Source organism: Macrococcus armenti (genome assembly GCF_020097135.1).
Lineage (GTDB): Bacteria > Bacillota > Bacilli > Staphylococcales > Staphylococcaceae > Macrococcoides > Macrococcoides armenti.
The window spans coordinates 927821-942608 of sequence record NZ_CP083608.1; the positions used below are offsets into that span (position 1 = coordinate 927821).

Genomic DNA, 14788 nt, shown 5'->3' on the forward strand with positions numbered 1-14788 from the left:
TATAATTGGAACGTAAGCTAAATTAATGCGCACTATAGGAGGATGGACAATGAATATCCATGAGTATCAAGGGAAAGAAATTTTTCGCTCTATGGGTGTAGCAGTTCCAAACGGTTCTGTTGCTTATACACCTGAAGAAGCAGTTGAAGTAGCTAAAGGTCTTAAAGAAGGGGTTTACGTTGTTAAAGCTCAAATTCACGCTGGTGGCCGTGGTAAAGCTGGCGGTGTTAAGATTGCAAAATCTTTAGACGAAGTTGAAAGCTACGCGAAAGAATTACTTGGAAAAGTATTAGTTACGCATCAAACTGGTCCTGAAGGTAAAGAAGTTAAACGTCTTCTTGTTGAAGAAGGATGCGATATTCAAAAGGAATATTATTTAGGGTTCGTTTTAGACCGTGCTACAGATAGCGTAGTATTAATGGGGTCTGAAGAAGGTGGAACTGAAATTGAAGAAGTTGCTGAAGCAACACCTGAAAAAATCTTCAAAGAAGTAATCGATCCAGTTGTTGGATTAATGCCTTATCAAGCACGTCGTTTAGCATTTAACATTAACATTCCGAAAGAATCAGTAAATAAAGCAGTAAAAATTATGTTAGGTTTATATGATGTATTTATGAAGAAAGATGCATCTATTATTGAAATTAACCCGCTTGTAACGACAGGCGACGGTGAAGTTTTAGCGCTTGATGCTAAAATTAACTTTGATGCAAATGCATTATTCCGTCAAAAAGACGTTATGGAATTACGCGATTTAGATGAAGAGGATCCAAAGGAAATTGAAGCATCTAAATATGATTTATCATATATCGCTTTAGATGGAAATATCGGTTGTATGGTAAACGGTGCCGGTCTTGCAATGGCGACGATGGATACAATTAATCATTTCGGCGGAAATCCGGCGAACTTCCTTGATGTAGGGGGCGGCGCAACAAAAGAGAAAGTTACTGAAGCATTCAAAATCATTTTAGGTGATGAGAAGGTTGAAGGTATTTTCGTTAATATCTTCGGTGGTATCATGAAGTGTGATGTTATTGCTGAAGGTGTTGTTGCAGCAGCGAAAGAATTAGCATTAACAATTCCGTTAGTTGTACGTTTAGAAGGTACTAACGTGGATCAAGGTAAAGAAATTCTAGGTAATTCAGGATTAGCAATTACACCTGCAAGCACAATGGCTGAAGGTGCACAAAAAATCGTTGAATTAGTAAAAGAAGCTAAATAGGAAGCGGGGATAATCGTGGGAGTATTTATTGATAAAGATACGAAAGTAATCGTACAAGGTATTACAGGATCAACAGCATTATTTCATACGAAACAAATGATAGAATATGGTACTAAAATTGTTGCAGGTGTAACACCAGGTAAAGGTGGCATGGAAGTTGAAGGTGTACCTGTATTCAATACAGTTGAAGAAGCAGTAAAAGCTACAGGTGCTACAGTATCAGTTATCTATGTTCCAGCACCATTTGCTGCAGATGCAATTGTTGAATGTGTTGATGCAGAATTGGATTTAGCAATCTGTATTACAGAACATATTCCAGTATTAGATATGGTTAAAGTAAAACGTTATATGCAAGGTAAGAAAACACGTTTAGTTGGACCAAACTGTCCAGGTGTTATTACTGCAGATGAATGTAAAATTGGAATTATGCCTGGATATATTCATAAAAAAGGTCACGTTGGCGTTGTAAGCCGATCTGGTACTTTAACTTATGAAGCAGTTCATCAGTTAACACAAGCTGGCATTGGTCAAACGACAGCTGTTGGTATTGGTGGAGATCCAGTAAATGGTACAAACTTCATCGATGCGTTAGAAGCGTTTAATAATGACCCTGAAACATTAGCTGTTGTTATGATCGGTGAAATCGGTGGAACAGCAGAAGAAGAAGCCGCTGAATGGGTTAAAGCAAACATGACAAAACCTGTAGTAGGCTTTATCGGTGGTCAGACAGCACCTCCTGGTAAACGAATGGGACATGCTGGAGCAATCATTTCTGGTGGTAAAGGTACAGCAGCAGAAAAGATTAAAACGATGAACGCTTGTGGTATTAAAACTGCAGCAACACCTTCTGAAATCGGTTCGACATTAATCGAACGCATTAAAGAAGAAGAAGGTTTATACGAAAAATGTTTAACAGTTAAATAATAATGTGTTTTACCTCATATAACCTGCAAAAATTCCAATTTTTGTAGGTTATATGAGGTTATTTTTGTTTTTGCAACTAATGTTTACAATTTTTAATAATTAAACGACAATCAATTAAAAATTTGAAGTTATGCTTATCGTGAGGTGAAGACATGAAACATGAACATATGCAAATTTTAAAACTCGTATATGCTGGTTTTTCAACGCGTGAGCTCCATAAAATATATAATGCTTATCAAACATTCAACTTAAATTTCAGACGATTAATGCCACTACTTATCTCGCTTCTAAACTGCAAACATCAAACATTATCAAGTAAAATCACGAAGTTTTATGCTCTGGACGAAGCACATATATTAACCGAATTAGAACAAAAACAAATACATACTGTATTTTATAATGACAATGATTATCCCACATTACTGAGACAAATTTACGACTTCCCGTTTTTGTTATTTGTTAGAGGTAATCGTTTCTATCTCAATGAAAAGAAGTTTTTAGCAGTTGTCGGAAGTAGAAACGCTACAGACTATACAGCAAACGTATTGGAACAAATTATGCCTGACCTCGTTTCAGAGCATATATGTATCGTCAGTGGGCTTGCTAAAGGTGCTGATAACTATGCGCACCTCTCATGCAATTATCATAACGGAAAAACAATCGGTGTGCTTGCGTTCGGACATGATTTTGTTTATCCGGAAGATACTGCAATTATTAGAGGTTTAATGGAGAATGTACATTTAGTAATAAGTGAGTATGCACCGCATACACCAATTCAGAAGTTTCGTTTTCCTGAAAGAAATCGCATAATAAGTGGGCTGTGCCAAGGTGTCCTGATCACTGAAGCGAAGGTGAAAAGTGGAAGTATGATTACAATAGATCAGGCACTTGATCAAAACCGAAATGTTTATTGCATACCAGGACGAATTGATCATGAATTATCAATGGGTTGTAATTACAAAATTAAAGAAGGTGCAAAATTAGTGCAATGCGCACACGATATATTAGAAGATTTTCAATAATAAAGGTCAAATTGAAAATTCACTTTCGCCATTTTATATTTGACAAGCGATTATGTATACGTATATTATTTATCATTGAATACAAATTAAGTTAAAGGGGGATGTGCAATTGGCAGAAAATCTCGTCATTGTTGAATCGCCTGCAAAAGCTAAAACAATCGAAAAGTATTTAGGAAAGAAATTTAAAGTCGTCGCATCGATGGGCCATGTGCGTGATTTACCACGTAGTCAGATGGGCGTTGATACTGAGAATGATTTTGATCCAAGATATATTACGATAAGAGGTAAAGGGCCAATCGTTCAGGAGTTAAAAAAACATGCAAAGCGTGCAAAACATGTTTATCTTGCGAGTGACCCGGACCGCGAAGGTGAAGCAATTGCGTGGCATTTAGCACACATATTAAATATAGATGAACAAGCTGACAGTCGTGTCGTATTTAACGAAATAACGAAAGATGCAGTTAAAGAAAGTTTTAAACATCCAAGAAAAATTGAGCAGAATTTAGTTGATGCTCAGCAGGCACGCCGAGTTCTTGATCGATTAGTAGGTTATAATATTTCGCCAGTATTATGGAAAAAGGTGAAAAAAGGACTGTCTGCAGGTCGTGTTCAATCTGTAGCCCTGAAACTCATCATTGATAGAGAAGAAGAAATCAATGCATTTAAGCCTGAAGAATACTGGACGATTGATGGTTTATTCGAATTTAAAAAGAAGCAATTCAAAGCTAAGTTTTTACATGAACAGAATAAACCTAAAAAGTTGAAGCAGGAAAGTGATGTTAAAGCGATCGTTTCACAGCTGAAATCAGACCAGTTTAAAGTAACGGACGTTACGAAAAAGGAAAAGTTAAGAAACCCGGCACAGCCATTTACGACAAGTTCACTTCAACAGGAAGCTGCACGTAAACTGAATTTTAAAGCGAGAAAAACGATGATGCTTGCGCAGCAGTTATATGAAGGGATTGACTTGAAAAAACAAGGGACGGTCGGTTTAATTACATATATGCGTACAGATTCAACGCGTATTTCTGATACCGCTAAAAATGAAGCGGCATCGTATATTGAAGCGCAGTATGGCAAGGAATATTTGTCTAAACGTAAAGGTAAGAGTGGAGGCGCACAGGATGCGCATGAAGCGGTGCGTCCAACGTCTGTACTCCGTACACCAAATGATATGAAACCATTTTTATCACGAGACCAGCTGAGACTTTATAAACTCATTTGGGAACGTTTTATGGCGAGTCAGATGGCAGCAGCAGTAATTGATACTGTGAGTGTTGATCTCGTACAGGATAATATTAAATTTCGTGCTAATGGTCAGACTGTTAAATTTAAAGGATTTATGAGTGTGTATATTGAAGGACAGGATGAAGAATCTGATGAAGGTGAAAACAAGCTACCAGTTCTGTCAGTCGGTGATGAAGTTAAAGCAGTGAATATTGATGAAAATCAACATTTCACACAACCACCACCACGCTACACTGAAGCGCGTCTTGTAAAAACTTTAGAAGAAAAGGGAATCGGTCGTCCGTCAACATATGCACCAACATTAGATACGATTCAAAAACGAAATTATGTTAAAGTAGATCAGAAAAAATTCTATCCGACAGAACTCGGTATCATCGTTAACGAATCTGTTAAAGAATATTTTCCTGAAATTATAGATATTGATTTCACAGTAAATATGGAAACGTTACTCGATAAAATTGCAAGTGGAGACATGGACTGGAAGAAAGTAATTGCGACATTCTACGGTGACTTTAAAACACATGTTGAACGCGCTGAGTCTGAAATGGAGAAAATCGAAATTAAAGATGAGCCTGCAGGAGAAGATTGTGAGAAATGCGGTTCACCTATGGTATATAAAATGGGGCGCTACGGTAAGTTCATGGCTTGCTCTAACTTCCCGGACTGTAGAAATACGAAGGCAATCGTTAAAACAATCGGCGTTCCTTGTCCTAAATGTAAAGATGGAGAAGTCGTTGAACGTAAATCAAAGAAAAACAGAATTTTCTATGGATGTAACAACTTCCCTGAATGTGATTATTTATCGTGGGATAAACCGATTGCACGAAATTGTCCGAAATGTGAAACACAACTCGTTGAACGTAAGAAAGGTAAACAGACGCAAGTGGTTTGTACAAATTGTGACTACGACGAAAAGCCACAATAATGGATTAATGTTTAACACATGTTAAGATGAGAACAGATTAGAAAATAATCTGTTCTTTATTATTTTTAAAAAAGTTTAAACATTCAAACATAAATGGTTTATTTCATCTTAAATTTGTAATACAATCATGAAGGATTAACTCAGGAGGAGATTAAATGAAAACTGTAAATATAATTGGCGCTGGTTTAGCGGGTAGTGAGGCGGCGTATCAGTTAGCGAAACGCGGCATTAAAGTTAAATTATATGAGATGCGACCTGTAAAACAGACACCTGCACACCATACGGATAAATTTGCGGAATTAGTATGTTCTAATTCGCTTCGTGGTAATGCTTTAACGAATGCTGTCGGTGTTTTAAAGGAAGAAATGCGACGTCTTGACTCACTTATTATTAAAGCAGCAGACAATGCAAGTGTACCAGCTGGTGGTGCGTTAGCTGTAGACCGTCATGAATTCAGTGGCTATGTCACCGACACATTGCGTCAGCATGAAAACATTGAAGTAATCAATGAAGAAATTACGACGATTCCGGATGGGCCAACGATTATAGCAACTGGTCCATTAACAACAGAAAGCTTATCAAAGCAAATTCAGGCGTTAACAGGGCAGGAGCATTTATATTTTTATGATGCAGCGGCTCCGATTATCGAAAAAGACTCTATCGATATGAATAAATTATATTTAAAGTCTCGATATGATAAAGGTGAGGCAGCTTATTTAAACTGTCCGATGACTGAAGAAGAATTTAATACATTTTATGATGCCTTACTAGAAGCGGAAGTTGTGCCACTTAAAGAATTTGAAAAAGAGATATACTTTGAAGGGTGTATGCCTTTTGAAGAGATGGCAAAACGCGGTCGTAAAACATTATTGTTCGGACCGATGAAACCAGTAGGACTTGAAGATCCTAAAACAGGAAAACGACCGTATGCTGTCGTACAATTACGTCAAGATGATGCAGCAGGTACACTGTATAATATTGTAGGTTTCCAGACCCATTTAAAATGGGGGGCTCAAAAGGAAATATTAAAACTGATCCCTGGATTAGAAAATGTTGAAGTTGTGAGATATGGTGTGATGCATCGTAATACATTTATCAATTCCCCGACAAACTTGCAGCAGACATATCAATTTAAAGGGAATGACAACTTATTCCTTGCAGGTCAGATGACAGGAGTAGAAGGATATGTAGAAAGTGCGGCAAGTGGACTTGTTGCTGGTATTAATATGGCGAAGTTAATTGAAGGTAAACCTGTTATTACGTTCCCTGAAAATACAGTAATCGGTGCGATGGCATATTACATTACGCATACAAGTAGTAAAAACTTCCAGCCGATGAATGCAAACTTCGGGTTACTCCCTTCACTCGATAAGCGTATTAAAGATAAAAAAGAACGTTATGAAGCACTTGCAGTACGTGCATTAGATACGCTGGAACATTTTAAAGTGACATTATAGTATATTAGTTGTGTACAAAAAATAAATTGTGTTACAATTCAGATAAATAGGAGGTAGTATGGAAAATAAAGATATTTCGTGTTTTTTACAATATTTAAAACTTGAAAGAAACTTTTCAGAACATACTGTCGAAGCCTATCATAAAGACATTTTACAGTTTACACAATTTTTAAAGCAAGAAGGACTGGATATTCAGTCCTTTGAATATCGTGATGCGAGAAACTTCCTTGTTCGTCAATATAATAAAGGGCTTGGGCGTACTACAGTATCGAGAAGAATCTCAGCGTTACGTTCTTTTTATGCGTTTTTATATGAAGATCGTGAACACAATCCTTTTTCGCAACTCGTTCACCCGAAACAGAAGAAGTATTTACCTGAGTTCTTTTATGAGAAAGAAATGGCATTAATTTTTAATAGTATTGATATGTCAAAACCATTTGCATTAAGAGACAGGTTTATTCTTGAAATGTTATATGCAACGGGTATGCGTGTTTCAGAATTTATCAGTTTATCCGCTGATGATTTTGATATGTCAACGCAAACGGTAAAAGTGCTCGGAAAAGGTCGGAAAGAAAGAATTGTGCCATACGGAGCATTTGCTCAGCAGGCACTTGAAGATTATGTACAATTCAGAAATTCAAGAAATGTTACGCATGACTATTTACTTATAAATCAGCAGAATGGTCCACTTACTACAAGAGGGTTAAGCTACATTTTAAATAATATTATTAAAAGAAGTGGGGCTGATGGCCATATACATCCGCACAAATTGCGTCATACATTTGCGACGCATCTGCTGAATAATGGTGCTGACTTAAGAACTGTACAAACGTTACTCGGTCACGAAAGTTTATCGACGACGAGTAAATATACACACGTAACGAAGGAACACCTGAGAAAATCATACATCAATGCACACCCACGTGCATAAGGAGTGAAATAATGAACAATCAATTACATGCGACAACGATATTTGCAATCAGACATAATAGTGGTGCGGCGATGAGTGGGGACGGTCAAGTTACACTCGGCCAGCAAGTAATAATGAAACAAACGGCTAGAAAAGTACGCAGATTATTTAATGATGAAGTTATCGCTGGTTTTGCAGGAAGTGTCGCAGATGCGTTTACATTGTTTGAGAAGTTTGAAGCTAAATTACATGAATATAACGGTAACTTATCAAGAGCAGCAGTTGAACTGGCTAAAGAATGGCGTGGAGACAAAATGTTACGTCAACTGGAAGCGATGTTAATTGTAATGAATAAAGACGAGCTTCTTGTTGTCAGTGGTACTGGAGAAGTTATTCAGCCAGATGACGATATTATTGCTATTGGCTCAGGTGGTAATTATGCGTTAAGTGCCGGGCGAGCATTAAAGCGTCATGCACCAATGATGTCAGCGAGAGAAATTGCGCAGGCTTCACTTGAAACAGCAGCTGATATATGTGTATTTACAAATCACAATATTATTATTGAAGAGTTATAACAGGAGGTTCATTATGGACGCAACAAACTTAACACCAAGACAAATTGTGAATCATCTTGACGAACATATTATTGGTCAGCAGGATGCAAAACGAAAAGTCGCGGTAAGTCTTCGTAACCGTTACCGCCGAATGTCTCTCGGTGAGGATATACAAAAAGAAATAATCCCTAAAAATATATTAATGATTGGGCCGACTGGTGTTGGTAAAACAGAGATTGCTAGACGAATGGCAAAACTAGTTGGAGCACCTTTCATTAAAGTTGAGGCGACAAAATACACAGAAGTTGGTTATGTTGGTCGCGACGTAGAAAGCATGATAAGAGATTTAACAGAAAATGGTGTACGTCTTATAAAAGAGAAGAAGAAACAGGAAGTGCTTGAGGAAGCAAAACGAAATGCTGAAGAGCGCCTCGTAAAATTGCTCGTTCCTGCAATGAAAAAGAAAGAAAACAAATCAAGCAATCCATTTGAAATGTTGTTTAATCAAACGGTACAGGAAGAAGAGGACGCACCGGATGAACACATTAAACTTAAAAGAAAAGATATTAAAGAGAAGCTTGCAGCTAAACACCTTGAAGATGAAACTGTTAAAATAAAAGTGGAACAATCATTTAAAGGGTTGAATATGTTCGGTATGGATTTGCAGAACAATGGTATGCAGGATATGTTTAGTCAAATGATGCCGAAACAAAAAGTTGAACGCACTTTAAAGGTTTCACAAGCGCGTGAGGTTTTAATTGATGAAGAAGCATCTAAACTGATTGACGAAGAGGCACTGCATAGTGAAGCGGTGATGTTAACAGAACAGATGGGTATCGTGTTCATTGATGAGATTGATAAAATTGCAGGAGGCAACCAAGGTCCTGATGTTTCACGTCAGGGTGTTCAACGTGACATTTTACCAATCGTTGAAGGTAGCGTCGTACAGACGAAGTATGGTGCTGTCAATACAGAGCATATTTTATTTATCGGTGCTGGTGCATTCCACGTATCTAAGCCGAGCGATTTAATTCCGGAGCTGCAAGGACGTTTTCCAATTCGTGTTGAACTTGAAAAACTTTCAGCTGAAGATTTTAAACGTATTTTAACTGAACCAAAATTATCATTACTGAAACAATATGAAAGCTTACTTGCAACTGAAAATGTTACAATTCATTTTACTGATGAAGCAATCGACAAATTAGCTGAAATGTCATATGAAGTGAATCAGGAAACAGATAATATCGGTGCGAGAAGATTGCATACGATATTAGAAAAAATGCTTGAAGATTTGCTGTTTGAAGCTTCTGAAATGCCAAATGCACACGTTGATATTACGGCACAATATGTAGATTTAAAACTTGGTAATATAACAAAAAATAAAAATTTAAGTGAATATATATTATAAAGGAGATTAACGATGGAACTATTACAGAGAACACGTAAAATCAACAAATTATTACAGGAACATAAAGGACTTGCAGTAGACTTTAAAGAGATGGCTGATTATTTAGGTGCAGCGATGCAGTCTAACGTATTTATTTTATCTCGCCGTGGTAAGCTATTAGGATTTGGTGTTAATGAACTTTTAAAAAATGAACGTATTATTAAAATGCTGGAAGAAAGACAGTTTCCAGAAGAATATGTAGATTTATTGCTAAATATCGAAGGAACGAAAAGTAATATTACTTTAGAAAATGAATTGTCAGTATTTCCATCAGAAAATGCAGATTTATTCAGTAAGTCTAATACGGTAATTATTCCGATAAAAGGTGGCGGAACTCGTTTAGGAACGTTAGTACTTGGTCGTGTTGATAAAACGTTTAACGACGAAGATCTAGTACTAGGTGAATATGCAGCGACAGTTGTTGGTATGGAAATTTTACGTGAGAAGCACGCGGATATCGAGAAGCAGGCGCGCGATAAAGCGGCAATTAATATGGCAATTAACTCTTTATCTTACTCTGAAAAAGAAGCGATTGAACATATCTTTGAAGAACTTGGAGCACCAGAAGGCTTACTTGTCGCATCTAAAGTTGCTGATCGTGTCGGTATTACACGTTCTGTTATCGTTAATGCATTACGTAAACTTGAAAGTGCTGGTGTAATTGAGTCACGTTCACTCGGTATGAAAGGTACATTTATTAAAATTAAGAAAGAGCATTTCCTTGAAGAACTTGCTGCATCACATTAAGCTAAGAATATATTATTAAGCATAAGAAACATAAAATTTTTCTTATGCTTTTTTTATTTTTATTATTGAAAGAAATAATTGTATATGCTATATTTATCTATGGCTAAAAAAAGCCAAATTCACACATTACAGATAAGTATTTCGGATGGTGCAACAAAAGTTGTTTCTGAAATTGCCTGTAATGGCGGAATAAAACCAATTAGGAGGAAATTAAAATGGCAGTAATCTCAATGAAACAATTGCTTGAAGCTGGTGTACACTTCGGTCACCAAACACGTCGCTGGAACCCAAAAATGAAGAAATATATCTTCACTGAAAGAAATGGTATTTATATCATTGACCTTCAAAAAACAGTTAAGAAAGTTGAAGAAGCTTATAACTTCATGAAATCTATTTCTGAAGAAGGCGGTACTGTATTATTCGTAGGTACTAAAAAGCAAGCTCAGGAAGCGATTAAAGAAGAAGCTGAACGTTCAGGTCAATTCTTCATCAACGAACGTTGGTTAGGTGGAACTTTAACAAACTACAAAACAATTTCTAAACGTGTAAAACGTATTTCTGAAATTGAAAAAATGGAAGAAAACGGTACTTTTGACGTTCTTCCTAAAAAAGAAGTTGTTGAACTTAAAAAAGAATATGATCGTTTAATCAAATTCTTAGGCGGAATTCGTGAAATGAAATCTATGCCTTCAGCTTTATTTGTTGTTGACCCTCGTAAAGAGCGTAACGCAATTGCAGAAGCTAAAAAATTACACATTCCAATCGTTGGTATCGTTGATACAAACTGTGATCCAGACGAAATCGACTACGTAATCCCTGCAAACGATGATGCTATTCGCGCCGTTAAATTATTAACTGGTAAAATGGCTGATGCAATCTTAGAAGGTCGTCAAGGCGTATCTAACGAAGAAGTTGCAGCTGAACAAAACATCGATTTAACTGAAGAAGCTGAAGCTAAAGTAGAAGAAACTACTGAAACAACTGAAGCTTAATTGACTTAAAAAGTGATAAGTGTATAACATTTATCACTTTTTTTAAAAGCTACAATTAGCGTTTTAATTTAAAATTTAGTAATATATAATCGTAAACACAATTCTCTGGAGGTATTATACATGGCTATTACAGCACAATTAGTTAAACAATTACGTGAAAGAACAGGCGCAGGTATGATGGACTGCAAAAAAGCATTAACTGAAACAAACGGAGATATCGACGCAGCTGTTGATTACTTACGTGAAAAAGGTATTGCTAAAGCAGCTAAGAAAGCTGACCGTATCGCAGCTGAAGGTTCAACTTATGTTGCATCAGTTGGAAATACAGCAGTATTATTAGAATTAAACTCAGAAACTGACTTCGTTGCACGTAATGAAGGTTTCCAAGCATTAGTTAAAGAAATGGCTGATCATATTTTAGCTACAAAACCAGCTGATTTAGATGCATTAATGGCGTCTGAAATTGAAGCAGGTAAAACTGTTGAAACTAAAATGAATGAAGCAATTTCAACAATCGGTGAAAAATTAACTTTACGTCGTTTCGTTTTAGCTGAAAAAACAGATGCAGATGCATTTGGTGAGTATTTACACATGGGTGGACGTATCGGTGTATTAGCAGTTGTAGAAAACTCTACAGATGCAGACGCTGCGAAAGATGTTGCAATGCATATTGCTGCATTAAACCCTAAATTCGTTTCTCGTGAACAAGTTTCTGCTGAAGAATTAGATCACGAAAAAGAAATTTTAAAACAACAAGCATTAAACGAAGGTAAACCAGAAAATATCGTTGAAAAAATGGTAGAAGGTCGTTTACGTAAATATTTAGAAGAAATTTGTGCAGTTGATCAACCATTCGTTAAGAATCCGGATCAAACAGTTGCAGAGTTCTTAAAATCTAAAGGTGGTACATTAAAATCATTCGTACGTTACGAAGTTGGAGAAGGTATCGAGAAACGTCAAGATAACTTCGCTGATGAAGTAATGGGGCAAATGGGTAAATAATGATCATTTAAAAGACACTTCGGTGTCTTTTTTTATACATATAAAACAAATATTATACATATAATGATTTATTTAAACGCCATTTATTGATATAATGGCTATAGTTTTGTGTACAGTACACATATTTTTGAGAGGACGGATAATGATGATAGAAACTTCTAAATATAAACGTGTCGTATTAAAGTTGAGTGGGGAAGCGTTAGCTGGTGAGAAAGGCTTTGGTATTAACCCGTTTATTATTAAAAGTGTAGCGAAACAAGTTGCGGAAGTCGCTAAAATGGACTGTGAAATTGCTGTAATTGTTGGTGGTGGCAACATTTGGCGTGGTAAAACTGGTAGTGACTTAGGTATGGACCGTGGAACAGCTGATTATATGGGTATGCTTGCTACTGTAATGAATTCATTAGCATTACAGGATTCATTAGAACAGCTTGACTGCGATACACGCGTACTTACTTCAATCGAAATGAAACAAGTTGCAGAACCTTATATTCGCCGTCGTGCTATTCGTCACCTTGAAAAAGGACGTGTCGTTATTTTTGCAGCAGGTATCGGAAACCCTTACTTCTCTACAGATACGACAGCGGCATTACGTGCTGCGGAGATGGAAGCAGATGTAATCTTAATGGGTAAAAACAATGTGGATGGCGTATACTCAGCGGATCCAAAACTTGACCCGAACGCGAAAAAGTATGAAACATTGACATACATTGAAATGTTACAGGAAGGTCTTCAAGTAATGGATTCAACTGCAAGCTCATTCTGTATGGACAATGATATTCCGCTCGTGGTATTCTCAATTATGGAAGATGGTAACATTAAACGCGCAATAATGGGCGAAGAAATCGGAACAACAATTACGAAATAATTTTAATATTGAAGGAGATATAATTATGACGACTGAAATTTTAAACGAACTAAAAACTAAAATGGAAAAAAGTATTGAAAGTTTGCAACGTGATTTAGCAAGCATTCGTGCTGGACATGCAAACGCTAACCTTTTAGATCGTGTATCTGTAGTATATTACGGTGCTGAAACGCCAATTCAGCAATTAGCTGGGATTTCAGTACCTGAACCTAGAATGCTTTTAGTAACGCCATATGATAAAACATCAATCGATGATATTTTAAAGGCAATCAACATGGCAAACTTAGGTGTTAACCCAACATCTGATGGGAACGTTATTCGTATTACTGTCCCAGCTTTAACTGAAGAGCGCCGTAAAGAGCTTGTAAAGGATGCTAAAAAAGAAGCTGAAAATTCAAAGATTGCAATTCGTAACATTCGTCGTGATGCGAACGATGCGCTTAAGAAAGCTGAAAAAGCAGGGGAAATTACTGAAGATGATTTAAAATCATTTACAGAAGATGTTCAAGCTGAAACGGATAAATTCATTAAGAAAATTGATGATTTAACTGCAGCTAAAGAAAAAGATATTCTGGAAGTATAATTACGAATCAGAACATATGATGAAAAAGTGGCGAGTCAAATGAATTTTGACTCGACTTTTTTTTGTGAATTTCATGAATATACATATAGATTATGATAGAATATAGTAATAAGTTGAAATACGGAGGTTGCGATGTTTCCATTTAAGAAGCGAAAAGCAATAAAAAATAATAACATTAATGCGGCACAAATTCCGAAACATATTGCAATCATTATGGACGGAAATGGCCGATGGGCAAAACAGAAAAAAATGCCGCGTATAAAAGGACATTATGAAGGCATGCAGACCGTAAAGAAAATTACGAGATATGCCAGTGATCTAGGTGTAAAGTACTTAACGCTGTATGCATTTTCAACTGAAAACTGGTCACGTCCTAAAGATGAGGTTAATTACTTAATGAAACTGCCGGGTGATTTTTTAAACACGTTTTTACCGGAACTCATAGAAAAAAATGTTAAAGTTGAAACAATCGGTTTTATTGATGATTTACCGGAACACACAAAAAAAGCAGTGTTAGAAGCGAAAGAGAAAACGAAACATAATACAGGTTTAACGCTCGTGTTTGCACTGAATTATGGTGGGCGTAAAGAAATTATTTCAGCAGTGCAGTTAATCGCAGAGCGTTACAAATCTGGTGAAATTACTTTAGATGAAATTAGTGAGACGCATTTTAATGATTATTTATTTACAGCAAATATGCCTGATCCTGAGTTGTTAATTAGAACTTCCGGTGAAGAACGTTTAAGTAACTTTTTAATTTGGCAATGCTCATATAGTGAGTTTGTATTTGTAGATGAATTCTGGCCAGATTTTAATGAAGAAAGTTTAACACAATGTATATCAATATATCAGAATCGTCATCGACGTTTTGGTGGATTATAAGGAGTAAA

The 14788-nt window shown here is 36.4% G+C and carries 15 protein-coding genes; all 15 read left to right on the forward strand.

Features of this window, described 5'->3' with window-relative positions:
- The first annotated feature begins 49 nt into the window (after positions 1-49).
- The 15 genes from sucC to LAU42_RS04885 all read left to right on the forward strand — a co-directional run bounded on the left by sucC (position 50) and on the right by LAU42_RS04885 (position 14780).
- Positions 50-1219 carry an ADP-forming succinate--CoA ligase subunit beta gene (gene sucC / locus LAU42_RS04820; protein ID WP_224184552.1) on the forward strand — a complete coding sequence of 390 codons (1170 nt, stop codon included), beginning with the start codon at positions 50-52 and terminating at the stop codon, positions 1217-1219.
- 15 nt (positions 1220-1234) lie between these two features.
- Positions 1235-2143 carry a succinate--CoA ligase subunit alpha gene (gene sucD, locus LAU42_RS04825; RefSeq protein ID WP_224184553.1) on the forward strand — a complete coding sequence of 303 codons (909 nt, stop codon included), beginning with the start codon at positions 1235-1237 and terminating at the stop codon, positions 2141-2143.
- Between the two features lie 152 nt (positions 2144-2295).
- Positions 2296-3165, forward strand: coding sequence for a DNA-processing protein DprA (gene dprA / locus LAU42_RS04830; RefSeq protein WP_224184554.1), 870 nt, complete (start codon positions 2296-2298; stop codon positions 3163-3165).
- Positions 3166-3268: 103 nt separating this feature from the next.
- Positions 3269-5338, forward strand: a complete 2070-nt coding sequence (gene topA / locus LAU42_RS04835) for a type I DNA topoisomerase (RefSeq protein ID WP_224184555.1) — start codon at positions 3269-3271, stop codon at positions 5336-5338.
- Between the two features lie 155 nt (positions 5339-5493).
- The gene (gene trmFO, locus LAU42_RS04840; RefSeq protein WP_224184556.1) at positions 5494-6795 is read left to right on the forward strand and encodes an FADH(2)-oxidizing methylenetetrahydrofolate--tRNA-(uracil(54)-C(5))-methyltransferase TrmFO; all 1302 of its coding nucleotides are present in this window, start codon (positions 5494-5496) and stop codon (positions 6793-6795) included.
- Positions 6796-6853: 58 nt separating this feature from the next.
- Complete coding sequence (xerC, locus tag LAU42_RS04845) at positions 6854-7726, forward strand: tyrosine recombinase XerC (RefSeq protein WP_224184557.1); 873 nt, start codon at positions 6854-6856, stop codon at positions 7724-7726.
- An 8-nt stretch (positions 7727-7734) separates the two neighbouring features.
- Entirely contained in the window at positions 7735-8280 is a 546-nt protein-coding gene (hslV, locus tag LAU42_RS04850) for an ATP-dependent protease subunit HslV (RefSeq protein ID WP_224184738.1), read from the forward strand.
- 13 nt (positions 8281-8293) lie between these two features.
- On the forward strand, positions 8294-9667 hold the full coding sequence (hslU, locus tag LAU42_RS04855) for an ATP-dependent protease ATPase subunit HslU (RefSeq protein ID WP_224184558.1): 1374 nt from the start codon (positions 8294-8296) through the stop codon (positions 9665-9667).
- A gap of 12 nt (positions 9668-9679) precedes the next feature.
- Positions 9680-10453 carry a GTP-sensing pleiotropic transcriptional regulator CodY gene (codY, locus tag LAU42_RS04860; RefSeq protein ID WP_224184559.1) on the forward strand — a complete coding sequence of 258 codons (774 nt, stop codon included), beginning with the start codon at positions 9680-9682 and terminating at the stop codon, positions 10451-10453.
- A gap of 99 nt (positions 10454-10552) precedes the next feature.
- Positions 10553-10678, forward strand: coding sequence for a hypothetical protein (locus tag LAU42_RS11845; protein ID WP_277602380.1), 126 nt, complete (start codon positions 10553-10555; stop codon positions 10676-10678).
- Positions 10669-11445, forward strand: a complete 777-nt coding sequence (gene rpsB / locus LAU42_RS04865; RefSeq protein WP_224184560.1) for a 30S ribosomal protein S2 — start codon at positions 10669-10671, stop codon at positions 11443-11445. The genes LAU42_RS11845 and rpsB overlap by 10 nt, the downstream gene beginning before the upstream one ends.
- A 120-nt stretch (positions 11446-11565) precedes the next feature.
- On the forward strand, positions 11566-12447 hold the full coding sequence (tsf, locus tag LAU42_RS04870; protein ID WP_224184561.1) for a translation elongation factor Ts: 882 nt from the start codon (positions 11566-11568) through the stop codon (positions 12445-12447).
- Positions 12448-12592: 145 nt separating this feature from the next.
- Positions 12593-13315 (forward strand): UMP kinase, encoded by a 723-nt coding sequence (gene pyrH, locus LAU42_RS04875; RefSeq protein WP_224184739.1) that lies wholly within the window; start codon positions 12593-12595, stop codon positions 13313-13315.
- Positions 13316-13340: 25 nt separating this feature from the next.
- On the forward strand, positions 13341-13898 hold the full coding sequence (gene frr, locus LAU42_RS04880; protein WP_224184562.1) for a ribosome recycling factor: 558 nt from the start codon (positions 13341-13343) through the stop codon (positions 13896-13898).
- Positions 13899-14030: 132 nt separating this feature from the next.
- Complete coding sequence (locus LAU42_RS04885) at positions 14031-14780, forward strand: undecaprenyl pyrophosphate synthase (RefSeq protein ID WP_224184563.1); 750 nt, start codon at positions 14031-14033, stop codon at positions 14778-14780.
- Positions 14781-14788 lie beyond the last annotated feature (8 nt).

Excerpts from the sequence above, each read along its gene's own strand:
- sucC (WP_224184552.1), top strand. The coding sequence starts at position 50 with ATGAATATCCATGAGTATCAAGGGAAAGAAATTTTTCGCTCTATGGGT.
- dprA (WP_224184554.1), top strand. The coding sequence starts at position 2,296 with ATGAAACATGAACATATGCAAATTTTAAAACTCGTATATGCTGGTTTT.
- trmFO (WP_224184556.1), top strand. The coding sequence starts at position 5,494 with ATGAAAACTGTAAATATAATTGGCGCTGGTTTAGCGGGTAGTGAGGCG.
- xerC (WP_224184557.1), top strand. The coding sequence starts at position 6,854 with ATGGAAAATAAAGATATTTCGTGTTTTTTACAATATTTAAAACTTGAA.
- hslU (WP_224184558.1), top strand. The coding sequence starts at position 8,294 with ATGGACGCAACAAACTTAACACCAAGACAAATTGTGAATCATCTTGAC.
- codY (WP_224184559.1), top strand. The coding sequence starts at position 9,680 with ATGGAACTATTACAGAGAACACGTAAAATCAACAAATTATTACAGGAA.
- LAU42_RS11845 (WP_277602380.1), top strand. The coding sequence starts at position 10,553 with ATGGCTAAAAAAAGCCAAATTCACACATTACAGATAAGTATTTCGGAT.
- rpsB (WP_224184560.1), top strand. The coding sequence starts at position 10,669 with ATGGCAGTAATCTCAATGAAACAATTGCTTGAAGCTGGTGTACACTTC.
- tsf (WP_224184561.1), top strand. The coding sequence starts at position 11,566 with ATGGCTATTACAGCACAATTAGTTAAACAATTACGTGAAAGAACAGGC.
- pyrH (WP_224184739.1), top strand. The coding sequence starts at position 12,593 with ATGATAGAAACTTCTAAATATAAACGTGTCGTATTAAAGTTGAGTGGG.
- frr (WP_224184562.1), top strand. The coding sequence starts at position 13,341 with ATGACGACTGAAATTTTAAACGAACTAAAAACTAAAATGGAAAAAAGT.
- LAU42_RS04885 (WP_224184563.1), top strand. The coding sequence starts at position 14,031 with ATGTTTCCATTTAAGAAGCGAAAAGCAATAAAAAATAATAACATTAAT.